The following is a 26,281-nucleotide window of genomic DNA, read 5'->3' as shown; positions in this document are numbered from 1 at the left end:
ATTTAATTAACATTTATACGACTCCTGAATTCCAATTGCCTTTCAGGCTTTAGCAATCACCAAACCCCTGTCAAAATCTACAGCGTAAAACCTGTTGCATTTATCTTCTTAGTATTCAGGTGTTTAAAAGGTATTTTTGCAACTTATCGGCGATTGTTGTTTGTTGAAAATAAAACTAAACCCGCACTTGGCCAAAACCGTTATGAAAAAAAGCCGGAAAGAATTAATCAACAAAGCCTATAATTTTTATAGGCTTTGTTGGATATTGTTGAAAAATAATATTTATATTTGTCGTACTAATAATTGGCATGACATACGAGCAATTTAGCAGGTATTCCTTTCTGCTGGACAGGACCGCAAGGAAGGTCAAACAATATGCCCAGCAAAAGTTTAAGGTAAAGGAATTTGACATCACGGTAGATCAGTGGCTGGTCATGAAAAATCTGGATGCACAGGAGAAGCTCAGTCAAACAGAACTGGCACATCTTGTTTTCAAAGATCATCCCACATTGACCAGGATTGTGGACATCCTTTGTAAAAAAAGGTATGTGGAGCGGATCCAGCATCCGGAAGACAGGAGGAGTTACCAGCTTCACCTGACGCCGCAAGGCAAAGAAAAGGTAGCGGAATTAAAGCCTCAAATAGCACTGATCAGGCAAAAGGCCTGGGAAAATTTAAATGAAAAAGATTTTCATGAATTCAAGCGGATTCTTAACACCATTTACAGCAACCTGGAAGAATAAAATCGCCAATTATTTATAATAGTTGTTATACTAACTATATTTGTACAAACAATCGAATCCTCATGGGGTTCAACCATAAAAATCGAATAATACCATGATTACTACTGACATTTGTATTATAGGAGCAGGCCCGGTAGGCTTGTTTGCCGTATTTGAAGCCGGTTTATTGAAAATGCGCTGCCATTTGATAGATGCCTTGCCGCAGGTAGGGGGTCAGCTTTCGGAAATTTATCCCCAAAAGCCCATCTATGATATTCCGGGGTATCCTGAGGTTAAGGCCCAGGAGTTGGTAGATAAGCTCATGGATCAAATCAAACCCTTCACCCCCACCTTTTCGCTGGGAGAACGGGTAGACCATCTAAGTAAACAAACCGATGGGTCTTATATTCTGACCACCAATGACAAAACGCAAATTCATGCTCAGGTTGTGGTCATTGCCGGAGGTTTGGGATGTTTTGAACCCAGAAAGCCCGTACTGGAAAATTTAGAAACTTTCGAAGGCAAGGGCGTGGCTTATATGGTTAAAAATCCCGAGCAGTTTCGGGATAAGAGAGTGATTCTGGCAGGTGGAGGTGATTCAGCCCTTGATTGGGCCATTTACCTTTCCGATGTGGCCCAGCGGGTGACTTTGGTGCACAGGAATGAAACATTCAGGGGAGCACCGGACTCTGCCTCCAAGGTATTTGACCTGGCCAATGAAGGGAAAATAGATTTGATTTTATCTGCCAACCTGAAAGAACTGGGAGGGAATGGGCACCTGGCGTCGGTTCTTTTGGAAGATAAAGCCAAAGCAAAGATCAAGATTGATACCGATTATTTAATCCCGCTTTTTGGTCTTAGCCCCAAGCTTGGACCCATTGCAGACTGGGGTTTGACGGTAGATAGAAATGCCATTGAAGTAGACACCAGGGATTATTCCACCGGAGTTGAAAGAATTTACGCCATTGGAGACATCAACACCTACCCTGGCAAATTGAAGCTGATTCTATGCGGATTTCATGAGGCCGCAATCATGATGCAGTCGGCCTTTAAATATGTGTATCCGGATAAAAAACTGAGTTTTAAATATACCACTGTAAACGGAGTCAATTCATTTTAATTGTATTTTTAGCAAATGGTAACATTCACTGTAGAAGACCTGGAAGGCAATCGCCAGGATATTGAGGCCCCTGATGACATGGGACTCAGTCTGATGGAGGTTTTAAAAGCATCCGAATATCCAGTACTGGCCACCTGTGGAGGCATGGCACTTTGCGCCACTTGCCACATAGAGGTTTTGTCCGGAAAAACAAGCCTGGGAGAAGCCACTGATGTTGAATTGGATCAATTGGAAGCACTTCCGGAGTTTTTTCCTACCAGCAGACTGGCTTGCCAAATCAGAATAAGTGAAGAATTGGATGGGGCAGTCATCAAGCTAAGGGGAGAAGACAATTAAAAATCAATGAGGGGAACAGCCAAGCAGCTGTGCCCCTTTTTTATTCCGCTTCATTTTTGAATAGGCAGTTGCTCACCACCTCGCGGAATTTATCCTGTTTCACTGGTTTGGTGAGATAGGCATCAAAGTCATGGTCCGGTGTAGCCGTCTTTTCCCTGATTATAGCATTGGCGGTAAACCCTATTACCGGTATGTTTTTCCCATGAGGTGTTTCCCTGATGGCCCGCAACAATTCATATCCATTCATTCCAGGCATATGAATGTCTGTAATGACCAGGTCCGGTTTTTCTTTCAAAAAAATAGCCATAGCTTGCTTTCCTTCTTCGGCTTCCAGCACCCTGGCACCGGGTATCAGTCTTTCAAAATGAATTTTTACCAACATCCGGTTTACCGCATTGTCTTCTGCCAGCAGCAGCTTGAAACCGCTGTGAGGAATTTCTGCGGGTTTTTTGGCAATAGGACGAGATGTTTTGGGCTTAAGCTCAATAGCCAGGATTTTGGTAAACAATGCCTTTAATTTGCCTGGTGTCACAGGTTTGTCCAGCACCCAGGTACAGCCGATCCCTTCGTAGGATTTGATCGTTTCTTCCTTATCGCTGCTGCCTACTACTGCCACAAATTCAATTTTCTTTTTTGAAGGACGGGCAATGCGCATCATTTGCTCCATGGCAGCCACACTGTTTTTACCCAATATCTTATGGTTCAGTAATACCACTGAAATATCCCTGTTTTTCTCAAGTAGGGTAAATGAATCATTTATTGAAGTAAGGACAATGGTTTTCAACCCGAAATTCATACAGTATTTTTCAATCGACCTGCCTGAATTTTCATTCCCGTCAATGATCAATACCTCAGAAAACCCCCTTATCTTTTTCTCAGTCCTTTTTTTATAGGGCACCATCAGGTCAAAATAAAAACAGCTCCCTATTCCCGCCTCGCTCCTAAGCTGTATCTTACTCTGCATCAGTTTGAGCAGTTTGTTGGAAATGGTCAGCCCAAGACCTGTTCCACCAAATTTCTTGGTTGTGGAGGAATCTGCCTGAGAAAAAGCCTCAAAAATCAATTCCTGTTTTTCCTCGGGTATACCTACACCTGAATCGATAACAGAAAACCGGATGTTTCCCCTATCGCCGTCTTCCACATTTTCCATCCATTCCACTTTCAGCAATACCTCCCCTGCCTCGGTAAATTTTAAAGCATTGTTGAGCAAGTTTATCAACACCTGCCTGAGTTTAAGTTCATCTGTTTCTATAACAGCAGGCACATTAGATCCCAGGTCCAAAATCAACTCCAGACCTTTCTGGTGGGCCTGAAAACTTAAAACGTCCAAAATATTTTCAAGTAGCTCATGGAGGGGGACATTTTCGGGATGAAGATCAGTTTTACCTGACTCAATTTTTGCCAGGTCAAGCACATCATTGATCAGACCCAGTAAGGTATTGGCTGAATTCAGGGCAGTTTGAGCATATCTCAGTTGCTGCTCATTCAATTTTGTTTTGGTCAGTAATTCCGTAAAGCCTATGACCCCGTTTAATGGGGTCCTGATTTCATGACTCATATTGGCCAAAAACTCGCTCTTTGCCCGGTTGGCCTCCTCAGCAGCTTCCCTTGACCGCTCTATTTCCATTTGGAAATTTTTTTGTTGGGTAATTTCCCTAATCACAAGCAAGCTACCGGCTACTTTCTGATTTTCATCCTTTATTAAAGATTTGGTAAGCAGGTACCAGTGGGTAAATCCGTCCACCCTCCTTTTTATTTCACAAACCTGAAAGTCATTCTGCCCCGTAAATAGCTCCTTTATTTCGGGCCAGTTTTTTTCTATTTCCAAAACGGCCCTTTTTTCATCAACTTTGCTAATACCAATCATTTTTGCTGCTGACAGGTTCAAGGTTGCGAGATTTCCGTTGCTATCCAATACCAGTACACCTTCCTGCATATTATTGAAAAGGGTGTGATAGGCAATGGGCACAATTTTAAAAAGGTTGAATTTTTTTAGTCCAAAATAAAAAAACACACTTGTACCCAGGAACCCAAAAGGGATAGGATCAAGAAGAAAGGGAAATTTTCCCACTAAATAATATATATACAACAACAAAGGACTACATAAACCCAGGATGACCATGATCACCTGCCTTGAATCAGAGGGCGGGATTTCCCTGACTCTTTTAAGCAGCAAACCAAGACTGACAAACAATAAAATCAACGTGTAGCCCTGATGTATCCAATAACCGAGGCCCTTCCCTGTTTGCATCACTTGAAAATGTCCATTGTCTACGGTTTCAAAAGAAGTATAAAACAGCTGGTGCCATTCATTGGTCCACACAGCGATTAAATTCAGAAAAGGAAGAAAAAGTAAAGCATAGATCAATTTATTGGAAATCCACTGGCTTTTTCTGGTATAAGCCAGGGTAAACAAAATGACAAGGGGCGCAAAAAACACCGCCCCCAGGTATTGGGCTTTGACCATTACTATTTTTATTGAAACAGCTGGCAGGGTCAATTCCAGAAAATAGGAAAATGAATAGGCAAAACAAGCCAGCATCAATCCAATGAAATACCTGAATACTCTTTGTTGTTTCTCCTTTCTGATCAGAAGTGGAAACAAAACAGGAACGATAGCAACAGCCATCAAAACGAAAAACAATAAGGGATATTCCGAATACGAAAGCATAGTAAAAAAACTTCTTATTGAGAAGTAATATAGAAGAATAAAAACACATATGGTACTTTATTAATAATTATTTACCCGATATGACCATATGTTTGATGAATTTATAAATTTTATCATAAACAAAAAGAGCCTTACAATGCATAAAAAGTTGTTTAAAAAAAAGAAGGGTAAAAATAAAAACAGCCTCCAGGGGAGGCTGCATTTATTTTGTTAAAAACCTTAATCTTTATTGTTTTTGTAGGATTGTATTCAGGTTGAAAGTAAACCATTATCCCTGCTGCAAACAAGACTTGTTTTCCCAATGGGTTGAATTTTTGTCCGGGCGGCGGACTTTTGTTTTCCTGGCACCTATAAATAGTAAAAAAATCCTATACCTGACAATATCAAAAAGCCGGTTATTAGCGGTTTTTTGTTATATTTATTGTATGAAGTTTTTGCTCATTCTCCCTGGTTTTATTTGGTTTTGTTTTTTACCAGGAAACGTGTTTGGCCAGAATTCAACAACATACAAGCCGGTATTTTCGTATCCTCCTGATTTTGCACGGGAGTATCTGGATGAATTGCAGCACTTATCGCTTCAGCCATTGAAACCTGACAGCCTCCGGTGGAGGGTACTATGGGACCTGGGGTATTATACACATACCAGGAATCTCAACCGGGCTTTGGTTTTTACGGATCAGGGGCTGGAAGAAAGCAGAAAGGCAAAAAACAAGGTTTGGGAAGGCAGGTTTCAGTTGATCAAAGGTGCCATACTATTGAGAATGGATGAACCGGATCAGGCTGAAATCTACCTAAGGTCTGCTCAGCATAAAGTCTACCCAAATGACCTGTGGTTATTGTACACCAACCTGGGATATGTTTATGAGCGCAGGGGTGATCTGGGCAAAGCCTTTGACTGGGCAAAAAAAACCCTGGATTTAGGCATTGCCACCAGCGACCTTAAAGCCCAGGCCATGGCTTATAGCGATATCAGTTATTTATTTTGGAAGCAGGGAAAGTACGAAAGCGGATTAATCTATGGACTCAAATCCCTGGAATTGTTTCAAAAAAGGGGGATTGATGATTTGGATTTTGACTTTACCCATTACGTCCTGGGAAACAATTACCTGGCTTTGTCTCAGATCGACAAGGCGGAAAGTCATTTCCTGGAAAGTATTGCCATGGGAGAAAAGTTTGGTTTTTACAATAACCTCAGCGATGCTTACATTTCACTGGTAACCCTTTATATCTATAAAAATGACTTCCCGGCGGCAAAAAAAGCAGGAAACAACGCTCTGTACTATGCCGAATTACTGGACAACGAATTCATGCAAATGAGGGCTTTACTTGGATTGGGGGAAGTAACCTATGCGATGGGCAATTTCAGGGAAGCCGAAAGTTATTTGATAAACAGTATCAAAGTGGCAGGGGAGGATTTCGGCGACCATTTTTTTTTAAGCAAGGTTTATGAAAACTTAAGTAACACCTATGAAATGTTGGGGAATAGTGATAAGGCTTTGTCAGCCTATAAGACCTACCATACATTAAACCAAACCATATTCAATAAGGAAACCGAACAAAAAACAGCTACCCTGAAAGCAGCTCTGGATCTGGCTCAAAAAGAAAATACGATAAAGCAGCAATCCATTGACCTTGCTCAACAGAAAAAGAAAGCAACCTATTGGTATGTTGGAAGTATACTCCTTTTTGTATTCATCCTGGTACTTTTTCGGGGTTACAGGATAATCAAAAAGAAAAACCATTTGCTGGAAATTCAGAATAAAGAAAAAAGTTTTTTGGTTCGGGAAACACATCACCGCATCAAAAATAACCTTCAGGTAGTAAGTAGTTTGCTCTCCCTTCAATCCGCACGTATAAAAGATCCGCAAATGCTGCAAATCATGCTTGAAAGCCAGACCAGGGTGCAAAGCATGGGTTTGGTTCACCAAAAGCTATACCAGGGAAAAAACCTTGCCTGCATAGAAATGAAGGATTATTTTTCCAAATTGGGAGAGGAAATCGTCTACAGTTTTGGTGCCGGAAATAAGGTGAATCTGACATGTGATATGAAACCCATGGAATTGGATATTGTGAAGGCCATACCCATAGGACTGATCGTAAACGAATTGATTACCAATTCCCTGAAGTATGCCTTCCCGAAAACAGGTTCAGGTCAAATTACCATTCAACTGGAAAAAATAAATCACAGCTTAAAACTGCATTACAGGGACGATGGGGTAGGATTCAGAGAAAAGAATCCGGATAGTCCGGCAGGTTTCGGTGCCCAGCTGATTCAGTTGCTAAGCAGCCAGCTCAATGGGGAAATAGAAAAAATAAACCATAAGGGAACATACTTCCTGCTGACCTTTCACACAGCACCACAAACGGTTTACGCATGATAAAAACAATGATCATTGAAGATGATTTGGTTCTGGCTGCGGATCTGGCTCAAAATCTCAAAAAGTCTGGTTATGAAGTAACCGGTATCAAAAACAATGGAGAAGAAGCCATACAACATTTTCACCAATTCCGGCCTGATATTTTGTTGGTGGACATCGGATTGGGAGGAGGAATGGACGGTATTGAAACCGTTAGCAGGATACAGGAAGTCGATGATACCACTGTTATTTTCCTTACCGGCAACAATGATGCAGCGCATTTTGAAAAAGCCAAAAAAACCCACCCTTTTGCCTTTATTTCTAAACCATTCCGCTACCAGGAATTGGAAAGAACATTGGAGTTGGTCATAGCACAACTCAATTATAATAATGAGAAGGCAAGGCCTGCAACATTTAATGAAGAAAGTATTTTCATCAGGAATCATAACAAACTGGTAAAGGTGCTTTATGAGGACATATATTATCTGGAAGCTGAAAGAAATTACGCAAAAATCCACACCAGGGAGCAGACAATTCTGGTAGTTTCACCGCTGAAAGTGCTGGCCAACAAACTTCCCGTTCATCGCTTTATCCGCATTCACCGGTCCTATCTGGTCAATATCCCTAAAATTGAAGCTGTTGGGGATGGTTTTGTTGAAATCAACAAAAAAACATTACCTGTGAGCAAGCAGTTCAAGCAAAGCTTATTGAAGAAAATCAATACCTTATAGCGAATGCTTGTGTTTTTTTTAATCCCTGCGAGGCTTACCTGCTCACTGGGATTTAAATTCCCCGGTACAGATTTTGGGGATTCGAAATCCGCATAATGTAAACATGCTCAGAATTTCAATCCTGGTTAATCCTGGACCGATAATACAATTGTCAAAAAACCATGCTAGGCTAAACCCTGCATAACGGTATCCCTTAGGTTTTCCCGGGCCTTTTCCATCAGCTCCGGGGAATTGAAATCCAGATCTGGCAACCGCAACACCTTATCAAAACCTATTTGCTCTCCCTCATTCCCAGCAGAAACCAGCCAAATCGGCTTTCCTATTCTTTTGGCCAATTGCAACAATTCAAAACTGCCTTTTCCATGGGCGGATTGGGTATCAAACTTACCTTCTCCGGTAATTGCGATATCTGCCGCCAACATCCGCTCTTCTACGCGGGTTTTGTCAAAAAAATACCTGGCCCCTTGTTTCATTTCGGTAGGGAAAAAAGCACTTAAGCCCAAAGCAATTCCCCCCGCCGCTCCAAAACAGGGCTGATCCTGCAGTTCCCATTTGCATTTCCTTTGGAACAAATTAAAAAGGTTTTGAGAAGCCGTTAGAAATTTTTGGTGATCTGCTAAAAGCAAGCCCTTTTGAGGACCAAATACAGGGATGGCACCGGATGCGCCAAAGAAATTATTGCTTACATCACATAAGCAGGTAAAAGATACCTCAGGAAGTTTTCTTCTCAACTGAATATGCCTGATTTTATCCAAAAACCCGGGGCTGAATTGCGACAATTCCCTTCCTTTTGCATCTAAAAACTGAACGCCCAGGGCCTGTAAAATACCAGTTCCCATATCCACACTGGCACTTCCCCCGAGTCCCAGAATGATTTTTTTCGCCCCCAGGGCCAGGGCCTTTTGGATCAGCTCCCCTGTGCCATAGGAGCTTGCTGTCCAGGGGTCTCTTTCATGATCTGCCAGCCACTTGATCCCGGAAACGGTGGACACATCCAGGAATGCGGCCCCGGAAGCTTTATCGAAGCCAAAAAAACCCTTCACAGGCCTGCCCAAAGGACCACAGGCTGTGGCGGGGATAATGTCCAGGTCCAATTGCTGACTCAGCAAAAAACACGTACCATCTCCACCATCAGCAATGGGACAGGTATCCACCTGGTCACTGGGATGCAAGTCCAGGATTACTTTCTTGATGGTGGCAGCAGCCTCTTCTGCCAGCAATGTGCCCTTAAATGCGTTGGGTGCTACCAGCCATTTCATTTTTTATCCATTATTTTCATCCTTTCAAAATAATCCCTGGTCGATGCTACCACCTTTGGAGACAGGTAGATGGCCGAAATCATGGTGGGAAAGGCCATGACCGCATACATGCCATCCACAAAACTCATGACCACACTCAGAGATGTAACTGCACCTGCCACGATGGTGATCAGGTAAAAATAATTGTAGTAATCTGCTTTATCTGCCCCAAACAGATAATTGAAACATTTGTGCCCGTAATAAGAATAAGTAAACATGGTGGAGAGCGCAAAGATCAATACGGCTGCCATCAGCAGGTATTTGCCAATACCGGGCAAACCCTGCTCAAAAGCGGACAAGGTCAAAAGCACCCCATCCCTTTCCCCTGTTTTCCAAACCCCGGTTACCAGAATCACCAATGCAGTAAGGGTACAGACCACAATGGTGTCGATAAATGGTCCCAACATGGCAATCAAACCTTCCCGGACAGGTTCACTGGTTTTGGAAGCTCCATGAACCATTGGGGCAGTACCTATTCCTGCTTCATTGGAAAATGCCGCCCTTCTGGCACCAATGATAATGACCTGACCCAGAGCACCTCCCAATACGGCGTTTCCGGTAAAAGCATCTTCCAGGATCACCATCAACATGGATGGTACCTCACCTAAATTCTTAAATAATATAATAAATACACAAACAAAATACATGGTGACCATGAACGGCACCAACCTGGAAGCCACCTTGGCTATCCTTTGGATACCTCCCAGAATGACCATTGCTACCAATAACATTACCGTGATGCCAATGATCCAACGGGAAGGCTGCCCCCAATCCAGATCAAATGGCTGCAACATGACCACCCTGATTACCGCCGTTAATTGGTTGGCCTGAAATATGGCCAAAAGTCCCATGATCCCGGCCACACAGAAAATAACAGAAAGAAAGCGCCATTTCTTTCCCATCCCCTCCTCTATCACATACATGGGGCCACCCTGTACATGCCCTGATGAATCCTTTCCCCGGTACATGATGGCCAGGGTACAAGTAAAGAATTTTGTGGCCATACCCACAAATGCCGATACCCACATCCAGAAAATGGCTCCCGGGCCGCCGGTACCGATGGCCAAAGCCACACCACTGATATTGCCCAGTCCTACCGTTGCAGCTATGGCAGAGGACAATGCCTGCAATGAAGTAATATCACCCGAAGCATTGGGGTCATCGTATTTGCCCCCCACCACTTTCATGGCATGCTTCAAACCTCTGAATGGAATAAAACCAGAATAAAGTAACATAAAAAAACCTCCACCCATCAACAGGACTAACAATGGAGTGCCCCAAATCCAATTACTGAAGTCAATGATTAAATCTCCCAATTTCAAATGTTTTTTAGCTGACGATTGCTCTATATTAACCCCCACAAAGTAAGGATTAAATCTGTAAATAACCTCGAACCAATCTGATAAATGGGCTATATATAGTAGTCTATTTCCCCAAAGCTTGTTATTTTTGCAGGAAATCCGCTTAAACCAGCACCTATGCCCTCTACTACCCAGACTCTAGTCATTAAAATCGGTTCAAATGTGCTGACCATGGTGGATGGCAGTCCTGACCTGCAGCGGATGCGCACATTGGTGGACCAGGTCGTATTCCTGCTGGAAAAAGGCCTGAAGGTGGTCCTGGTAAGCTCCGGAGCGGTAGCTTTCGGTAGAAAATCCCAGCCGCTTTCCCCAAAAACAGATGCCGTTTCCAGAAAACAGGTATGGGCAGCCATTGGGCAGATTGACCTTATCCGTGCCTATAAGGAGTTGTTTTCCGGTAAAGGCCACCCCATCGCCCAATTGATGGTCACCCGGGAGGATTTCAGGGACCGTACCCATTACCTGAACATGAAAAACTGCCTGGAAGGTCTGCTCAAAAACCATATTGTGCCTGTAATCAACGAAAACGATGCGGTAGCTGTTACGGAGTTGATGTTTACCGACAATGATGAGCTGGCCGGCCTGGTAGCAGCCATGGTGGATGCCGACAGCCTGATCTTGCTTACCAATGTGGATGGCATTTTCAAAGGTCATCCTTCAGATCCGGAATCAGAACTTATCCTCCATGTAGGACAAAAAATGCCCGATCTCAGCCAATACATTTCCACCCATAAGTCCTCTTTTGGCCGGGGCGGTATGTTGACCAAAATGACCATGGCCAAAAAATCAGCTGATTTGGGAATTGAAGTGCTGATTGCCAATGGAAAAAAGGACAATGTACTGATCGCCTACTACAACAAAGACCTGAAATGCACCTATTTTGAACCCGGAAAATCAAAACACAACCATAAAAAATGGATTGCCCATAGCGACAATTATTCCAAGGGAGAAATTATCATCAATGAAGGCGCTAAAAGGGCTTTACTTTCCGAAAAAATCACCAGCTTACTACCTGTAGGCATCCATGCGATCAACGGAGATTTCCTCAAGGGGGACATTGTCCGGATCATGGATACCTCCGGTAAAAAAATCGGTCTGGGAAAGGCGGAATATGGCGCTGCCACTGCCAGGGACAAAATCGGTTTGGGGGGACAAAAACCATTGGTGCATTATGATTACCTTTACATTTCAGAATTGAATTAAAAATTGGCCGCAGCCAAATGCTTCTTATGAAAAACCAGGAACACATCTTTCAACAAGCGCGGGATGCCAGCAGAAAACTATCTTTGCTTCCTGAAGGAAAAATCAACAAAATACTGGATGACCTGGCCATGGCCGCCATTAAATATACCCCGGAAATATTGGATGCCAATCAGGAAGACCTGGATCGCATGGATCCTTCCGACCCTAAATATGACCGGCTGAAACTAACCGAGGAGCGGATAGAAAACATTGCCGAAGACATCATCAACGTGGCCAGGCTTGACTCTCCTTTGGGCACAGTTCTGGCTGAAAAGCGGCTGCCCAATGGATTGGAACTCAAAAAAACCAGGGTGCCCATTGGAGTCATCGGGATCATCTACGAATCCCGTCCCAATGTAACCTTTGACGTTTTCAGCCTCTGTCTTAAAACCGGGAATGCACTGATCCTGAAAGGCGGCTCGGATGCCTATGCCTCCAATGCCCAGATCGTTGAAGTCATCCATAAGGTGTTGAATAAAAATAAAGTTGATCCCCATATTGTCAATCTGCTGCCAGCCGGAAGGGAAGCTACCAAAGCTCTCCTTGAGGCCGTTGGCCTGGTGGATGTGATTATACCCAGGGGTAGCCAGGGCTTAATTGATTTTGTCAGGGACAATGCAAAAGTTCCAGTCATTGAAACCGGTGCAGGAATAGTCCACACCTACTTTGACAAGTCGGCAGACCTGGAAAAGGGAACCCAAATCATCCTCAACGCCAAAACGCGGAGAGTCAGTGTGTGTAATGCCCTGGATTGCCTGTTGATTCACCAAAGCAGGTTAAAGGACCTGGAAGCCATATGCAAACCACTGGCCAATAAGGAAGTGAAAATCTTTGCAGACGAGGCAGCCTATGAAGCCCTGGATAAAAACTATCCGGACACATTGCTGCAACATGCTGAAGAAAAACATTTTGGAACGGAATTTCTCTCCCTTACCCTGGCCATCAAAACCGTAAGTGGACTTGAGGAAGCCCTGGAGCATATTGCCAAATATAGCAGCAAACACAGTGAGGCCATCCTGGCTACCGATGAAAATACCATTGACCTGTTTCTCCAGGCTGTGGATGCAGCGGCCGTGTATGCCAATGCTTCTACAGCATTTACGGATGGAGCACAGTTTGGCCTGGGAGCAGAAATCGGTATCAGCACCCAAAAACTACATGCCCGGGGCCCGATGGCACTGGAAGAAATGTGTTCCTACAAATGGCTGATCCGGGGTCAGGGTCAGATCAGGCCATAAAGCAGGGAGTAAATCTTATGGCTTACCTGCTGTTAAATATTTGCAATGTATGTCGAACGCTGGTAGTTAAGGGTTAACGAGGCTGGAAGTAGGCTGAGGGAATTAAAGTTGCTGCTTGGCATCGGTGCTTGGTTTATGTAGCATCGTGGTTGTTAAGGGTTAATATGGCTCGGATCGGACTGAGGAGTTGAGTGGGGGTGTTTTGTCATAAAGCTTATTGGTAGTTGAACCCTGGATGTTAATGGTTAAAAGGAAGGAAAGGTGGTGAGCTGGGCAATGTTCCTTGCTGGTAATTGTGCTTGTATTAAGTAGAACTGTGGTGGTTAAGGGTTAAAATGTTTAATTGGTTATTTGGTTAATCGATTAATCGTTGGGTGTCGGTTGGAAATATTACCAAGTGGCATTCCGTATTCGCATGACCATGTTCAACCCACTCCGGGGTTGCTGGCAGGATGAATTGTCATCTAAACCCCGGGTTTCGCCCGGGGTTATTGTTGTTGAAGCCCTACAGGCTTCGTCGCCGGATAGCAGTTTGAGCTGGTCATTGTTTCTTCCCTGTAACTAAACTTTTTTAAATCGAACCGTGGTTGCTAAGGGATCAATAGGCTGGAAGTCGGCTGAGGGAATCAAAGTTGCTGCTTGGCATCGGTGCTTGGTTTATGTAGCATCATGGTTGTTAAAGGTTAATATGGCTCGGATCGGACTGAGGAGTTGAGTGGGGTTGTTTTGTTATAAAGCTTATTGGTAGTTGAACCCTGGATGTTAAGGGTTAAAATGTTTCATTGGTTATTTGGTTAATCGTTTAATTGTAGCGTAAATTCACCATAGATTATCACAGATTTTTTTGAGGATGTTCTAGTCGTTAGCCCTGGAACTTTAAATCGGTCAAATTAAATAAAAAACCCAGACTGAACGAAATCCCTCCGCCGCGGCGGAGGGACACAGGATGCCCTGAACAGAGTCAGGGGGGGGATTTTTTCATACACGCCCTGGAATTACCAATCCCGAGGAACAGGGCTGTCCGATATTTGCCATGTCGATCCTAGGTTTTCAGGGTTTACAACTCTGAAAATACACAGGATTGGTGATTAGTGGCTTCCCGCTGATTAGTCTCACCCATTATACATTTTTGGTGCTTCATACCTAATATATTACTTATGATTAAATTTCTATAACTATTCCAGCATGGGCTGGTTACTTTTTTAGACCAAATATTATTTATTTTATGAACCATACCATTAAAAAACTACAAAAAACTGCGGGCAGTTTCTTTTTTGCATCAACACTTCTTTTAGCATTTTCCTGCGGTGAAGATGACCCGGATTGAGCGAATATCAGTTTCACCCTGACCGAAGAACTCGCCGCAGTAATCGCAGTTTACCATTGTACGGTGCATGGGGCCATGGAAGGAAGCATCACGGTTACGGAATAAAAAGCAGAAAGAATTTTGTAGGGGAAGCAAATTCCTTTTTGTGCAAAGTGTTGGTTTAGTTTAAAGGCAGGTCGAAAGGCCTGCTTTTTTTTGTAAAATAGATCGGCCGCTCCTACGGAGCTTTGGATAGGGACATCAATACAAAACGGAAATTTGTTACCGGTTTTCCTGGGATGAAGCAAAAAGCTTGCTCCGCCGTTAACCCAAAACCAGTGCCGTAGGCACGAACCATGTAGTAACTGCAGATTTTAACCTGCGGGTTTTTCGATAGAGCTAGGGAGGCTAACCCATAAGCAAAGATGGGTTTTTTGGCGGATTTTCTTGGTGATTCAGACCTTGCCGGGGTAGTTTATCGGCCGTGCCTACGGCACTTTTGATTCGTTTGCTGATCCTGTTTTTCCATGGGCTGAACCCCATGGTTACTAATTCGGCCGCTCCTACGGAGCTTTAGATGGTATTAAATTTACAATGGAAATAGCTTTCTAATATTTCTGAAATGCCGCAAAAATCAAAAAGATCGCCCCACCGTTTTCCTAAAACCAGTGCCGTAGGCACGGGCCATATAGTAACCGTAGGTTTTAACCTGCGGTTACCGGTAAATCAAACCTACCTAAAGTCCCGTAGGGACGGACGATTTAATTATCTCAATGAATAGAATACTGCTGTATATCAAAAGATTATAAAATCATGAAAAATTTTATTACTTTTAGATAAGTCCTTCATATATCCAATAAACCTTTTTTAAAATGGCCAATACTTACTCAAAATTAATTGTTCAAACAGTCTTTGCAGTGAAATATAGGAAAGCCCTTATCCAAAGTGAATGGAAAGAAAAGCTATTCTCTGTGATCGGTAACTTGATCAATGAAGCGGATTGCAAAACATACATCGTGAACGGTGTATCGGATCATGTGCATTGTCTTTTTGGCTTTAAACCAAGATATGCGCTCTCGAATGTAATGCAAACAGTAAAATCAAAATCATCCAAGTGGGTAAATGAATCCGGGTACCTCAAAAATAGATTTGAATGGCAGGATGGCTTTGGTGCTTTTACTTACAGCCATTCCCAGGTGGATAATGTATTCAAATATATTAAGGGTCAAGAAAATCACCATAAGAAAGTCCCTTTCCTTGAAGAATACAAAAAGATGCTCGAAAAGTATGAGGTGGATTTTGAAGAGAAGTATATCTTTAAATTACCTGAATAAATTGGCCGCTCCCAGGGAGTATTGGTTTTGACCTACTTATCTGAGATGGAGCTGGGGGCTAACCTATATGCGAAGGTGGGTTTTTGGGCGGATTTTCTTGGTGATTCAGACCTTGCCGGGGTAGTATATCGGCCGTGCCTACGGCACTTTTGATTCGTTTGCTGATCCTGTTCCAGGGGCTGAACCCCATGGTTACTAAATCGGCCGCTCCTACGGAGCTTTGTGCACGGTCGAAACTACCTCCTGGAACTGTGTTACCGGTTTTCCTGAAAAAATCGGCCGTGCCTACGGCACTTTTGATTCGTTTGCTGATCCTGTTCCATGGGCTGAACCCCATGGTTACTAAATCGGCCGCTCCTACGGAGCTTTGTGTAGGGGGAATTTACCACCTGGAAATATTTTATAGGCTTTCCGGAAAATGATTGGCCGTGCCTACGGTACTTTTGATTCGTTTGCTGGTCCTGTTTCCATGGGCTGAACCCCATGGTTACCAGATCGGCCGCTCCTACGGAGCTTTGTGCACGGTCGAAACTACTACCTGGAACTGTGTTACCGGTTTTCCTGAAAAAAGATTGGCCGTGCCTACGGCACTTTAGATATCTTGCCTGATCCTGTTTCCATGGGCTGAACCCCATGGTTACCAGATCGGTCGCTCCTACGGAGCTTTGGATAGGGACATCAATACAAAACGGAAATTTGTTACCGGTTTTCCTGGGATGAAGCAAAAAGCTTGCTCCGCCGTTAACCCAAAACCAGTGCCGTAGGCACGAACCATGTAGTAACCGCAGGTTTTAACCTGCGGTAACCGGGAAATCAAACCTTCCCAAAGTCCCGTAGGGACGGACGATACTTTTCGGGGAAAATCGGGATTGACTAGAGGCCCAAAAGAAAATCCTGAAACTCCTGATTATTAAAATTACTCATGCCTTCCTGGTAAAAAACAACTTCCCCTTCCGGACTGACCACCAATGTGGTGGGAATGGCCTGGCTTTGAAGGGAAGGATTCAGCCCATAGGCGGCATGGATTACCGGAAAGGAAAATTTCTTGTCTTCAACAAATTGAATACTTTTACTGAAATCGTCATCCAGTGCTATCATCAGGAATTCCACCTGACCCTCATCCTTCAATTTATCGTATAAATCGGAAATATGGGGCATTTCCGCCCTGCAGGGAGGACACCAGGTAGCCCAGAGGTTGATAAAAAGGGTTTTGCCCCGAAACTGAGAAAGCCCAACACGATCCCCATATTCGTCCAAAAACTGCCCTGTATAGTCAAAAGCTTCCTTTTCCTTGTTTTCCAAAAGTACTTTAGGCTTGATCAGACCTGTGGACAATACCATGGATTGCAACCCTCCCACAATAGGCGTGATCAGTCCGGTAAAATACAAAAAGGCAAAAATACCCAACATGATGCCCCAACTTTTTATTTCCTTTTTCCAGTTCATAGAATTTTCAATTTTCACAAAACTACTTTTTTTTAGTATACATTCCAGTGACTTTACACACAAGACTATGAATAACGAAAGATTTCTTTAATTTTGTCAAAAAAAGTCTTATGAAAAACCTTACCTTATTATTTTGCCTTTTTATACTGTTAATTTTTGCAGGAACAACCACCGTTAATGCCCAGATGCATGTCGGCGTGTACCAGGGAGGAATCCTAAACCATATTGGACTGGGTACCAACCCGGAAAAACAAATTTTCGGAGAGGCGCGCATTCTGGCTGGTGATGTGGTCAATCCTTTTATTGGACTGGAACTTATGGGACAGTATAATCTCAAGCAAACAGATTGGTACAATGCGCATGCCGGATTGATGCTGGGTTATACGGAATTTGATGATGGCAGGTTTGGCCTGCCTGTAGGGCTTAGCTTCAAGCCCATAGCCGCCCACCGGCAGTTTGCGGTGGTAATGGAAGGTACTCCCATGTATGCTTTCAATTTTACTTTCAGGGCTTTGATAGGCTTGCGCTATACCTTTAGCAAAGCCGATTAATAGCCGTATTTCTTACCCCACAACTGCCTCAATTGCTTTCTCAGGTCATTTTCCCGCGCATTGGCACCGGGATCATAAAGTTTGGTATGTTTGATTTTGTCCGGCAGGTATTCCTGCAGGACAAAATTATTTTCAAAATCATGGGCATATTGGTAAGCCTTGCCATAATTCAGGTCCTTCATTAATTTTGTTGGGGCATTGCGCAGGTGTAACGGCACCGGCAGATCGCCTTCCTGCCTTACCAATGCCTGTGCCTGATTGATGGCCATATAGCTTGCATTGCTTTTGGGAGAGGAAGCCAGGTAGGTAACACACTGGGATAAAATGATCCTTGCTTCGGGATAACCGATGATATTGACCGCCTGAAAACAATTGGTGGCCAATAGCAGGGCATTGGGATTGGCATTTCCTATATCTTCGGAGGCCAGAATCAGCAACCTGCGGGCAATAAACTTCACATCCTCCCCACCCTCAATCATCCTGGCAAGCCAGTAGACAGCAGCGTTGGGATCCGATCCCCTTATAGACTTGATAAAAGCCGATATGATGTCATAGTGCTGTTCGCCGGATTTATCATACAAGGCCACTTTTTGTTGGGCTACCTGCATGACCCGCTCATTTTCAATGACGATATCTTCTTCCTTGAAACTGTCAATTACGATTTCCAGCAGATTCAGCAACTTCCGTCCATCACCTCCCGAGATCCGAAGCAGGGCATCGGTCTCTTTAAGGCTTACATTTTTCTTTTTCAGTACCACATCTTTTTCCAGGGCCTGCAACATCATGGCTTCCAGCTCCTTCCTGCCCAGGGGGTTTAAGGTAAAAATCTGGCAGCGCGACAACAGTGCGGCATTGACTTCAAAAGAAGGATTTTCCGTGGTGGCACCTATCAAACGAATGGTGCCCTTTTCCACAGCTCCCAGCAGGGCATCTTGCTGCGACTTGTTGAACCGGTGAATTTCATCGATAAAAAGCACCACTCCCTGCTGAAAACGGGCCTTTTGGATCACTTCACGGATATCCTTTACACCGGAGCTGATGGCACTGAGGGTATAAAAAGGTGCTTTGACCTCATTGGCGATGATATTGGCAATGGTGGTTTTGCCCACCCCGGGCGGACCCCATAAAATCAGGGAAGGCACGGATCCGGAGCGGATGGCTTTAAACAAGAAGGTTTGAGGGCCCGAGAGATGTTCCTGACCAATCAGTTCTTCCAACCGGACCGGTCGCATCCTTTCTGCAAGTGGGGTTTGGTCCATGATCAATCAATTCTTTTTGTGGAATGGGTAAATTTTAAAGTGTCATTTTCCAATTGGAAAGCCGTTCTTCCATGGTTTCCAGATGACGGTCATCAATGTCCAGATGGGTGACCATCCGGATTTGGTCCAGGCCAAACTTTACCGCCCTGATATTTTTTTCTGCCAGTTTCTCCAAAAAGGATTCCGGACTGATCTTTTCCAATTGAGCGATGACAATATTGGTAGCCACCGGCAAAGTACGCTTTACATTTGGGATTTGTTCCATAATGCGGGCGATTTCCAGGGCCCTTTCGTGGTCTTCTTCAAGCCGGCTCACATGGTGGTCCAGGGCATATATTCCCGCAGCTGCCAGCATTCCGGCCTGCCGCATGCCTCCACCCAATGCTTTTCTTATTTTTCTGGCCCTTTTTATATCCTGATGACTGCCCAGCAAAACAGAACCCACGGGACATCCCAGTCCTTTGCTCAGGCAGATGGAAATGGTATCAAACATCTTGCCCCAATCGTATGCCCTTTCACCGGAATGAATCAGGGCATTGAATATCCTTGCTCCGTCCAGGTGCAATTTCAAGCCCGTCTCTTTGCAGAGCTGCCGGATAGGCCTTATCTCCTCCAACAGGTAAACGCTGCCCCCTCCCTTGTTCATGGTGTTTTCCAGGGATACCAGAGCAGTCTCAGGTGCATGGTCATCATCCGGGTTGATGGCCCGCCGGATGGCCTCTGCTTCAAGTTTTCCGAATTCCCCTTCCAGCAGCTTTACAGAGGCATGGCTGTTCGACATGATCCCGCCTCCCTCATACAGGTAAATATGGGAATTTTTATGGCAGATCACCTCGGTTTGTGGTCGGGTATGCAGGCGGATGGCGATTTGATTGGTCATGGTCCCGGATGGACAAAACAAGCCGGCCTCCATACCGAAAATCCCTGCCAGCTTGCCTTCCAACTGCCGTACCGTAGGATCCTCTCCAAACACATCATCCCCCAGGCTGGCCATCATCATGGCTTCTTTCATTTCCCTGGTAGGCAGGGTAAGGGTATCACTGCGAAGGTCTATGACCAGTTCATCATTTTGCATTAATCTTCTTCTTTTTTATGGAACAATTGATCCAGGCTGCTGCCTTGCTGTTTGCTCAGCACATCCTCCATGTCTGATAATTCTATGTTCAGGGCATTGTTGGAGATCTGTAGCTCCACCAGTGAAATGCCCAATGAAATCAGCAGGCATAGCATGCTGCCCATAAAAACCCAGTTGGCGGCAGTAATAAATTCCTGATACAGGAGGAACATGCAAATCACACAGAGCAAAAAGCTAAGTACACCAAAGATCTGCATGTTTTTGATCATATGGAGGCGTTTACGGAGATTTTTTATCTGTCCGATGATGGCCTTTTCCTGCCGGGTGCTTTCCAGGTATTTTTTGTGGAGCCCCCTGATCAAATTGGCCATGGCCAGAAAGCGGTTGGTATAAGCCAGCATCAGCAGGGTAATGGCAGAAAAAAGCAAGGCAGGAGTGGATAGTTGTAGTTCCATGAATGGTTAACGAAGGATTTTGCCAGCAAGTTAAAACAAATCCAAAACCCCATCAAGGTCCTAGGGGGTCCCGGGGTCAATTTTTATCTTTGAATAAGAACTTTCTTTCGGGCAAAACATCCATGAATTAAAAATGAAATCCCTTAGGCAGCATTTAACAGGATTAGAAAATTAACCGAAAAACCGGATTGAATTATGAAAATGGCACTGAAAAATCCGGACCTGTACTGACGAGTCAGTGGCCTGTCTTTACGAGACCCAACATTTTTTTAAACGCAGAAATCGGTATAACGATTGGTTTTTTGCATTATATGGGAATATAAACTTCTCATTGTTTAATGAATAATGGTGAGTTAAAGGCTATTTATGGTATTTTAGATTGTTTCTATTGTACTTTTTCTCCCGATTCGCTGCGCTGCTCGGGACAGGCTATGATGAAAAGTACCAAACCCGCCTCCCGGAGGGCAGGAAATCAAGACAAAAAAATCCTTCTCCCCACAAACCTGCCGCACCCTCCCGAAAAAAATCGGGACAGGCCACTGACTACCGTCAGGACAGGCTCGGTTTTTTGTCGGGCCTACGCTCTTTTCGTATTAAAATTTATCTCTTCTTTATCTAACAGATTTTTTAGGGTTTCTTCTTTATAAAAACAACTGATTCAATTACTTCACAGGTAGGCTTAACATTTAGAAATTACACAAATCAGGATGATATTGTTTGTTTTTCAATACATTGATTTACAGGTTTTTAATAAACACGTCATCGGTAGAATTATCATTTTAAAAAACGCAGAAATGGGGATGACGATGTGGGTTTTTATCGTATTGATTTTCAGCTAGTTAACAAACACCTCATCGGTAGTATAGCGGGCTTCGGCAGGCTCAGCCTAAAAAGCGATCTGATTCGGAGCGGCGACATTAATTCATCGGGAAATGGGAATAGGATCGAAAGGTCGTCCACGTACCCCCTCAGACTGCTGCGGGCGCATGGCAATTTTCGATTCCTTTTTATTCCCGTCTGCGCCCTCGCAGTGACGACAAGATCCGTCATCGGTAGACTTAACATTTTAAAAAAACGCAGAACTCGGGATGACGATGTGTATTTTTAACATGTTAGTTTTCAGCAATTTAACAAACAGGTCATCGGTAGTGGCCTGTACTGAGTTTTCTCAGGAGGAGGCAGCAGGACTTTTGCAGGGGAGAATAATTTTTTCTAGCTTTTTAGTCTGTGAGTAGCCTTTGACAAGGGCAATTTCTTATCAGGATATCTCTCCCAGGACCACTAGTTTTTCCAGAGTTGGGCTTTCGCTGCCTCCTTTGGGTTCAATGGTAATGGCGAATGCCTGGGCCTCTCCGGCTTCCTGCATGGACTGAAGATTCAGTTTATCCGCTGCATTTACCAGACCGATACCTACCGGGCCGTCTGCTCCAATGGCCCATAGCTGATAGTCACTGTTTTCGTCCAGATCGGCAAGTTGGTTTACGGAAAGCAATACTTCCCGGCTCTCCCTATCCCAGAAGACATCTACCAAAGCATCTTCCTGCATTGGCAGGCCCTCCCCTTTCATGGGTATTCTTTCGAAATTACCGGCAAGCAGTTTTTCCATGCTTTTGTCCAGCTCATTGAGCTTTACCTGATTGCTTTGAACATCCTCTGCCAAAATCGCATTTTGCTGCAGGGCAATGGCGTACCTTTCTTCAGCATCAAAGTAACGGTAGGCAAAATAACCTGCTACCCCAATGGCCAACACGGCTGCCAGTGAAGCTGCTACCGCAAAGGGCTTCCAGGGGTTGATGCCCGGATACAGCTTCACTTCCTTCTCTACAGGCTTCGCCTGCCCGGAGGGAGGTACCTCGTCTGCAGTCTCATCACCCGCTGCATCCAAACTGGCAAAAATCTTGCTTTTCACCGCATCGGAAGGTTTTTTACCTGATGCCTGGTCAAAAGCAAACATGGCCGCTTCAATGGCTTTAAGCTCTTCCTGAATTTCAGGATATTTTTTGGCCATGGACAGGACTTCCTGCTGCTCCGTTTCGTTGAGGTCTCCCAAAACGAAAAGCTCCAATTTACCGGACGATATGTAGGTTTGGATATCCACTAGATTATATCAGCTTTCTTTTTCAACACCGTGATCGCAGATCTGACCCTGGACTTCACCGTTCCCAGTGGAATGCCATAATTTTCGGCTACTTCTGTATGTGTGTAGCCCTTAAAATAGATGCATTCCATGACAAACCGCTGCTCCTCATTCAGTTCCTCCATCAACTCTCTGACACCGATTCCATCAACAGCTGCTGCTGTGCCGGACTCGCTCTCCATTCCATATACGTAATCATCTATGGTATTGGTCTTACTGCTTTTGGAAAATTCTTTGGAGCGTGTTTTGTCGATTGCGGCATTCCTGCAAATATTGGCCATCCAGGTATACAGGCGACCCTTGGAAGGATCGTAACTGTCGATTTTCTGGCTGATTTTTACAAAAGCATCGTGGAACACTTCCTCGGCCAGGTCCGGATCATAAATGATCCGGCTGATCACGCCGAACAAGGCCCGGGAATATTTCTCGTACAAATATTCCTGAACTTGTCTGTTTCTGGCCCTAAGCCCTTGTATCAATGCTTGTTCTTCCAAAAAACCTGTTGGTCAATAAATGAGGTTTATAATTTCAGGATAACCCTACCTGTCATCTCAAAGGTGGATCACTTCATCATAAGCTGCAGCAGCCGCTTCCATCACCGCCTCTGACATGGTAGGATGGGGATGCACGGTTTTGATCAACTCGTGACCGGTAGTTTCCAGCTTGCGGATGGCGACGATTTCGGCAATCATTTCAGTAACATTGTAACCGATCATGTGGGCACCCAGCAATTCTCCATACTTGGCATCAAAGATCAATTTCACAAAACCATCCTTGGCTCCTGCTGCGGAGGCTTTTCCGGAAGCAGAAAAGGGAAATTTACCGACCTTCAGTTCGTAACCGGCTTCTTTGGCCTGGGCCTCGGTATATCCCACAGAAGAAATTTCAGGTATACAATAGGTACAGCCCGGGATGTTGTTGTAGTCGAGAGGTTCGGGATTCTCCCCGGCGATCTTTTCCACACAGATGATACCTTCAGCCGAGGCCACATGTGCCAGGGCAGGTCCCGCCACCACATCTCCGATGGCATAATAACCGGGCATGTTGGTATTGTAGTATTCATCTACCTTGATCTTTCCCTTATCTACCAGAATACCTACATCCTCAAGCCCACAGTTTTCTACGTTGGAGACCACCCCTACGGCAGATAACACCACATCGCAGTCGATCTTTTCTTCTCCCTCTTTGGTTTTTACAGTTACCTTGCAACCGGCACCTTTGGTGTCGACCTGGGTCACCTCTGCGCTGGTCATTATTTTAATGCCTTTCTTCTTGTATATTTTTTCCAGGGCTTTGGATACTTCCTGGTCTTCATTGGGCACAATGCGGTCGAGAAATTCCACGATGGTAACTTCCACACCTATGGCACTATATACGTAGGCAAATTCCACGCCTATGGCTCCGGAACCTACCACCACCATTTTCTTGGGCATTTTGTCGAGGGTCATGGCTTTTCTGTAACCCACGATCTTTTTGTTGTCTATTTTTAGTGCGGGCAGTTCCTTGGACCTTCCTCCTGTGGCGATGATGATATGGTCTGCGCTGTATTCGGTTTTCTTACCGTCCTTGTCTTCTACCTCTACCTTTTTTCCGGGCTTTACTTTTCCCCAGCCCAGCAACTGTTCGATTTTATTTTTCTTCATCAAAAATTGAACGCCCTTGCTCATGCCATTGGCCACATCGCGGCTTCTTTTGATCATGTCGTCAAAATTGACGTTGGCTTTGCTTACAGAGATACCATAATCATCTGCGTGGCTGATGTATTCGAATACCTGAGCGCTCTTGATCAGGGCTTTCGTAGGAATACAGCCCCAGTTCAGGCATATGCCGCCCAGTTCCTCCGCTTCGACCACGGCTACTTTCAATCCAAGCTGAGAGGCCCTGATTGCAGCCACATAACCACCTGGACCAGAGCCCAGAACAATGACATCAAATTTTGTTGAAGACATATTTTTATATTTTTGATTACTTTTTTGCTATGCAAATTTATAATAATAATGCTCAGAAAAAAATTTGGTTTTGATAATCAAACCGGATATTAACCCAACGAATCTCCAGCCCTGGAATAAATTTCCAAATAAGGATCAAGCACAAAATTAAATTGCATACCCTATGTTTTGGAATAAATACTTATTTTTGACCAGGAAAAAACAATAAAAATTTTCAATATGGGATTACTTACAGGTAAAAGAGCCTTAGTAACAGGGGCTTCCAAAGGTATAGGCAGGGCCATTGCCCTGCGGTTTGCACAGGAAGGAGCTGATGTGGCTTTTACTTTTTTGTCGAGCGTGGAAAAAGGAGAAGCACTGGAGGAGGAACTGGCTGCCTTCGGCATCAAAGCCAAAGGCTTTCGTTCAGATGCCTCCGATTTCAAAGCCGCCGAGCAATTGATCGCTGATGTGGTAGCTGAACTGGGAGGATTGGATATATTGGTCAATAATGCCGGTATCACCAGAGACAACCTGCTCATGCGCATGACGGAGGAACATTGGGATGAGGTCATCAACGTAAACCTGAAGTCTTGCTTCAACACCGTGAAGGCGGCGACCCGCACCATGATGAAGGCCAAAGCCGGGTCCATTATCAACATCACTTCTGTGGTGGGCATTAAAGGCAATGCAGGGCAAGCCAATTATGCTGCTTCCAAAGCCGGGATCATTGGCTTTACCAAATCCGTGGCCCTTGAACTGGGCTCCCGCAACATCCGCTGTAATGCCATCGCACCAGGTTTTATTGAAACAGAAATGACGGCCGTACTGGACGAAAAGACCGTACAGGGATGGAGAGATGGCATCCCCATGAAAAGGGGCGGCAAACCCGAAGAGGTGGCTGATGCCTGTGTATTCCTGGGTTCTGACATGAGTAGCTATATTTCCGGGCAGACCCTGCAGGTGAATGGTGCCATGCTGACCTGATGATTATTCATTAAAACCCAAAATACCATGTTTGAAAAAACAGGCAGGGCATATGATGAAACGGTGGAAGTTCCGGAAGATCCGGCTACCTTTTTCCAAAAGCATGGCTTGCCCGAGGATCCCAATAAGCCATGATTTTTAGCCTGAGTGAATGTTAAGGGGGAATATGGATCGAAATGGGATAATGGCTTTCAGGCTTGATTTTGACAACAAACCTTGTTCCGGGTAGAACCGGAGTGGTTAAGGGTTAATGGGTTCGGATGGTTTTGGAAGGATCAAGTGGAATGTTAGGCAATATAACTTGTGGGGTTCGGACTGTGGGGTGGTTAAGGGTTTAATGATACAGCTAATCGTAGAACTGTAAATCGGAAAAGAAAACAAAAAGCCCAGACAGAACAACTCCCCCATACTAAGGGGGATTATTTCATGTAAATCCGGGGATTACAAATCCCCTTTTATCTGTACCACAAAATTACAAATTTCGCGGAGCTGGAAGCCGCGCTGTCCGACATTTGCAATGTCGGTCCACAGATGAAGAGGATTTGCAATCCTGTTGACGCGTAAGATCGGGGATTACAAATCCCCTTTATCTGTACCACGGGATTGCAAATCCCGCGGAGCAGGAGGCCGCGCTGTCCGACATTTACAATGGGCTTCTTGGAAAATTCGATAAAAATTTGACCACCTAGGATAAAACTATATCCTTCGTGGTTTTTTTATGATTATT

At 44.4% G+C, this 26,281-nt stretch carries 22 protein-coding genes; 11 read left to right on the top strand and 11 right to left on the bottom strand.

Annotated elements, in window-relative coordinates; all coding sequences use genetic code 11:
• Positions 1 to 308: 308 nt before the first annotated feature.
• The 3 genes from G9Q97_RS22080 to G9Q97_RS22070 all read left to right on the top strand — a co-directional run bounded on the left by G9Q97_RS22080 (position 309) and on the right by G9Q97_RS22070 (position 2,178).
• Positions 309 to 743 (top strand): MarR family winged helix-turn-helix transcriptional regulator, encoded by a 435-nt coding sequence (locus G9Q97_RS22080; RefSeq protein WP_166150997.1) that lies wholly within the window; start codon positions 309 to 311, stop codon positions 741 to 743.
• Positions 744 to 837: 94 nt separating this feature from the next.
• A complete protein-coding gene (locus tag G9Q97_RS22075) occupies positions 838 to 1,842 on the top strand; it encodes an NAD(P)/FAD-dependent oxidoreductase (RefSeq protein WP_166150995.1) in 1,005 nt (334 codons plus the stop codon).
• A 15-nt stretch (positions 1,843 to 1,857) separates the two neighbouring features.
• Complete coding sequence (locus tag G9Q97_RS22070; RefSeq protein WP_166150993.1) at positions 1,858 to 2,178, top strand: 2Fe-2S iron-sulfur cluster-binding protein; 321 nt, start codon at positions 1,858 to 1,860, stop codon at positions 2,176 to 2,178.
• A gap of 40 nt (positions 2,179 to 2,218) precedes the next feature.
• On the opposite strand, the gene G9Q97_RS22065 is transcribed toward G9Q97_RS22070, so the two are convergent.
• Complete coding sequence (locus G9Q97_RS22065; RefSeq protein WP_166150991.1) at positions 2,219 to 4,849, bottom strand: histidine kinase N-terminal 7TM domain-containing protein; 2,631 nt, start codon at positions 4,847 to 4,849, stop codon at positions 2,219 to 2,221.
• Between the two features lie 425 nt (positions 4,850 to 5,274).
• On the opposite strand from G9Q97_RS22065, the gene G9Q97_RS22060 reads away from it, so the two are divergent.
• Together G9Q97_RS22060 and G9Q97_RS22055 are read left to right on the top strand one after the other, a co-directional pair.
• Positions 5,275 to 7,227, top strand: coding sequence for a tetratricopeptide repeat-containing sensor histidine kinase (locus tag G9Q97_RS22060; RefSeq protein ID WP_166150989.1), 1,953 nt, complete (start codon positions 5,275 to 5,277; stop codon positions 7,225 to 7,227).
• On the top strand, positions 7,224 to 7,937 hold the full coding sequence (locus G9Q97_RS22055) for a LytR/AlgR family response regulator transcription factor (RefSeq protein WP_166150987.1): 714 nt from the start codon (positions 7,224 to 7,226) through the stop codon (positions 7,935 to 7,937). Before G9Q97_RS22060 ends, G9Q97_RS22055 begins: the two co-directional genes overlap by 4 nt.
• Positions 7,938 to 8,101: 164 nt before the next feature.
• Here G9Q97_RS22055 and G9Q97_RS22050 read toward each other — a convergent pair whose 3' ends face one another.
• Positions 8,102 to 9,196: a glycerate kinase family protein gene (locus G9Q97_RS22050; protein ID WP_166150986.1), complete on the bottom strand. Its 1,095-nt coding sequence runs from the start codon at positions 9,194 to 9,196 to the stop codon at positions 8,102 to 8,104.
• Entirely contained in the window at positions 9,193 to 10,551 is a 1,359-nt protein-coding gene (locus tag G9Q97_RS22045) for an alanine/glycine:cation symporter family protein (protein WP_166150984.1), read from the bottom strand. Before G9Q97_RS22045 ends, G9Q97_RS22050 begins: the two co-directional genes overlap by 4 nt.
• A gap of 162 nt (positions 10,552 to 10,713) precedes the next feature.
• Here G9Q97_RS22045 and proB point away from each other — a divergent pair, with 162 nt between their 5' ends.
• The 3 genes from proB (at position 10,714) to tnpA (ending at position 15,716) form a co-directional block, all read left to right on the top strand.
• Complete coding sequence (gene proB, locus G9Q97_RS22040) at positions 10,714 to 11,799, top strand: glutamate 5-kinase (RefSeq protein ID WP_166150982.1); 1,086 nt, start codon at positions 10,714 to 10,716, stop codon at positions 11,797 to 11,799.
• A gap of 26 nt (positions 11,800 to 11,825) precedes the next feature.
• Positions 11,826 to 13,076 carry a glutamate-5-semialdehyde dehydrogenase gene (locus G9Q97_RS22035; protein ID WP_166150980.1) on the top strand — a complete coding sequence of 417 codons (1,251 nt, stop codon included), beginning with the start codon at positions 11,826 to 11,828 and terminating at the stop codon, positions 13,074 to 13,076.
• A gap of 2,178 nt (positions 13,077 to 15,254) precedes the next feature.
• Positions 15,255 to 15,716 carry an IS200/IS605 family transposase gene (gene tnpA, locus G9Q97_RS22030; RefSeq protein WP_166150978.1) on the top strand — a complete coding sequence of 154 codons (462 nt, stop codon included), beginning with the start codon at positions 15,255 to 15,257 and terminating at the stop codon, positions 15,714 to 15,716.
• A gap of 58 nt (positions 15,717 to 15,774) precedes the next feature.
• Here the strand turns inward: tnpA and G9Q97_RS22025 are convergent, their stop codons facing one another.
• Positions 15,775 to 16,053, bottom strand: coding sequence for a hypothetical protein (locus G9Q97_RS22025; RefSeq protein WP_166150976.1), 279 nt, complete (start codon positions 16,051 to 16,053; stop codon positions 15,775 to 15,777).
• 91 nt (positions 16,054 to 16,144) lie between these two features.
• Here G9Q97_RS22025 and G9Q97_RS22020 point away from each other — a divergent pair, with 91 nt between their 5' ends.
• The gene (locus tag G9Q97_RS22020; RefSeq protein ID WP_166150974.1) at positions 16,145 to 16,312 is read left to right on the top strand and encodes a hypothetical protein; all 168 of its coding nucleotides are present in this window, start codon (positions 16,145 to 16,147) and stop codon (positions 16,310 to 16,312) included.
• Between the two features lie 277 nt (positions 16,313 to 16,589).
• Here G9Q97_RS22020 and G9Q97_RS22015 read toward each other — a convergent pair whose 3' ends face one another.
• Complete coding sequence (locus G9Q97_RS22015) at positions 16,590 to 17,162, bottom strand: TlpA family protein disulfide reductase (protein WP_166150971.1); 573 nt, start codon at positions 17,160 to 17,162, stop codon at positions 16,590 to 16,592.
• Between the two features lie 110 nt (positions 17,163 to 17,272).
• On the opposite strand from G9Q97_RS22015, the gene G9Q97_RS22010 reads away from it, so the two are divergent.
• The gene (locus G9Q97_RS22010; protein WP_166150969.1) at positions 17,273 to 17,713 is read left to right on the top strand and encodes a hypothetical protein; all 441 of its coding nucleotides are present in this window, start codon (positions 17,273 to 17,275) and stop codon (positions 17,711 to 17,713) included.
• Here the strand turns inward: G9Q97_RS22010 and G9Q97_RS22005 are convergent.
• From G9Q97_RS22005 to lpdA, 6 genes are all read right to left on the bottom strand, one after another.
• Positions 17,710 to 18,972 (bottom strand): replication-associated recombination protein A, encoded by a 1,263-nt coding sequence (locus G9Q97_RS22005; protein ID WP_187357744.1) that lies wholly within the window; start codon positions 18,970 to 18,972, stop codon positions 17,710 to 17,712. The genes G9Q97_RS22010 and G9Q97_RS22005 overlap by 4 nt on opposite strands.
• A gap of 34 nt (positions 18,973 to 19,006) precedes the next feature.
• Positions 19,007 to 20,032: a threonine aldolase family protein gene (locus G9Q97_RS22000; protein WP_166151119.1), complete on the bottom strand. Its 1,026-nt coding sequence runs from the start codon at positions 20,030 to 20,032 to the stop codon at positions 19,007 to 19,009.
• Positions 20,033 to 20,046: 14 nt separating this feature from the next.
• The gene (locus G9Q97_RS21995; RefSeq protein WP_166150967.1) at positions 20,047 to 20,502 is read right to left on the bottom strand and encodes a DUF2721 domain-containing protein; all 456 of its coding nucleotides are present in this window, start codon (positions 20,500 to 20,502) and stop codon (positions 20,047 to 20,049) included.
• A 1,258-nt stretch (positions 20,503 to 21,760) separates the two neighbouring features.
• Complete coding sequence (locus tag G9Q97_RS21990) at positions 21,761 to 22,600, bottom strand: anti-sigma factor (RefSeq protein WP_166150965.1); 840 nt, start codon at positions 22,598 to 22,600, stop codon at positions 21,761 to 21,763.
• On the bottom strand, positions 22,600 to 23,133 hold the full coding sequence (locus tag G9Q97_RS21985; RefSeq protein WP_166150963.1) for an RNA polymerase sigma factor: 534 nt from the start codon (positions 23,131 to 23,133) through the stop codon (positions 22,600 to 22,602). The genes G9Q97_RS21990 and G9Q97_RS21985 overlap by 1 nt, the downstream gene beginning before the upstream one ends.
• Before the next feature lie 57 nt (positions 23,134 to 23,190).
• Positions 23,191 to 24,588 carry a dihydrolipoyl dehydrogenase gene (lpdA, locus tag G9Q97_RS21980; RefSeq protein WP_166150961.1) on the bottom strand — a complete coding sequence of 466 codons (1,398 nt, stop codon included), beginning with the start codon at positions 24,586 to 24,588 and terminating at the stop codon, positions 23,191 to 23,193.
• Between the two features lie 219 nt (positions 24,589 to 24,807).
• Here lpdA and fabG point away from each other — a divergent pair, with 219 nt between their 5' ends.
• On the top strand, positions 24,808 to 25,554 hold the full coding sequence (fabG, locus tag G9Q97_RS21975) for a 3-oxoacyl-[acyl-carrier-protein] reductase (protein ID WP_166150959.1): 747 nt from the start codon (positions 24,808 to 24,810) through the stop codon (positions 25,552 to 25,554).
• Positions 25,555 to 26,281: the final 727 nt, after the last annotated feature.

Source organism: Cyclobacterium plantarum (assembly GCF_011290685.1).
Lineage (GTDB): Bacteria > Bacteroidota > Bacteroidia > Cytophagales > Cyclobacteriaceae > Cyclobacterium > Cyclobacterium plantarum.
This window is presented reverse-complemented; position numbering and strand designations above follow the sequence as displayed.

Bases quoted from the DNA above. Each gene is read 5' to 3' on its own strand.
- G9Q97_RS22070 (WP_166150993.1), top strand. From the start codon at position 1,858: ATGGTAACATTCACTGTAGAAGACCTGGAAGGCAATCGCCAGGATATT.
- G9Q97_RS22025 (WP_166150976.1), bottom strand. From the start codon at position 16,053: ATGGGGTTCAGCCCATGGAACAGGATCAGCAAACGAATCAAAAGTGCC.
- G9Q97_RS22080 (WP_166150997.1), top strand. From the start codon at position 309: ATGACATACGAGCAATTTAGCAGGTATTCCTTTCTGCTGGACAGGACC.
- G9Q97_RS22075 (WP_166150995.1), top strand. From the start codon at position 838: ATGATTACTACTGACATTTGTATTATAGGAGCAGGCCCGGTAGGCTTG.
- G9Q97_RS22015 (WP_166150971.1), bottom strand. From the start codon at position 17,162: ATGAACTGGAAAAAGGAAATAAAAAGTTGGGGCATCATGTTGGGTATT.
- G9Q97_RS22010 (WP_166150969.1), top strand. From the start codon at position 17,273: ATGAAAAACCTTACCTTATTATTTTGCCTTTTTATACTGTTAATTTTT.
- fabG (WP_166150959.1), top strand. From the start codon at position 24,808: ATGGGATTACTTACAGGTAAAAGAGCCTTAGTAACAGGGGCTTCCAAA.
- G9Q97_RS22055 (WP_166150987.1), top strand. From the start codon at position 7,224: ATGATAAAAACAATGATCATTGAAGATGATTTGGTTCTGGCTGCGGAT.
- lpdA (WP_166150961.1), bottom strand. From the start codon at position 24,588: ATGTCTTCAACAAAATTTGATGTCATTGTTCTGGGCTCTGGTCCAGGT.
- G9Q97_RS22065 (WP_166150991.1), bottom strand. From the start codon at position 4,849: ATGCTTTCGTATTCGGAATATCCCTTATTGTTTTTCGTTTTGATGGCT.
- G9Q97_RS22005 (WP_187357744.1), bottom strand. From the start codon at position 18,972: ATGGACCAAACCCCACTTGCAGAAAGGATGCGACCGGTCCGGTTGGAA.
- G9Q97_RS22060 (WP_166150989.1), top strand. From the start codon at position 5,275: ATGAAGTTTTTGCTCATTCTCCCTGGTTTTATTTGGTTTTGTTTTTTA.
- G9Q97_RS22050 (WP_166150986.1), bottom strand. From the start codon at position 9,196: ATGAAATGGCTGGTAGCACCCAACGCATTTAAGGGCACATTGCTGGCA.
- G9Q97_RS21995 (WP_166150967.1), bottom strand. From the start codon at position 20,502: ATGGAACTACAACTATCCACTCCTGCCTTGCTTTTTTCTGCCATTACC.
- G9Q97_RS22035 (WP_166150980.1), top strand. From the start codon at position 11,826: ATGAAAAACCAGGAACACATCTTTCAACAAGCGCGGGATGCCAGCAGA.
- proB (WP_166150982.1), top strand. From the start codon at position 10,714: ATGCCCTCTACTACCCAGACTCTAGTCATTAAAATCGGTTCAAATGTG.
- tnpA (WP_166150978.1), top strand. From the start codon at position 15,255: ATGGCCAATACTTACTCAAAATTAATTGTTCAAACAGTCTTTGCAGTG.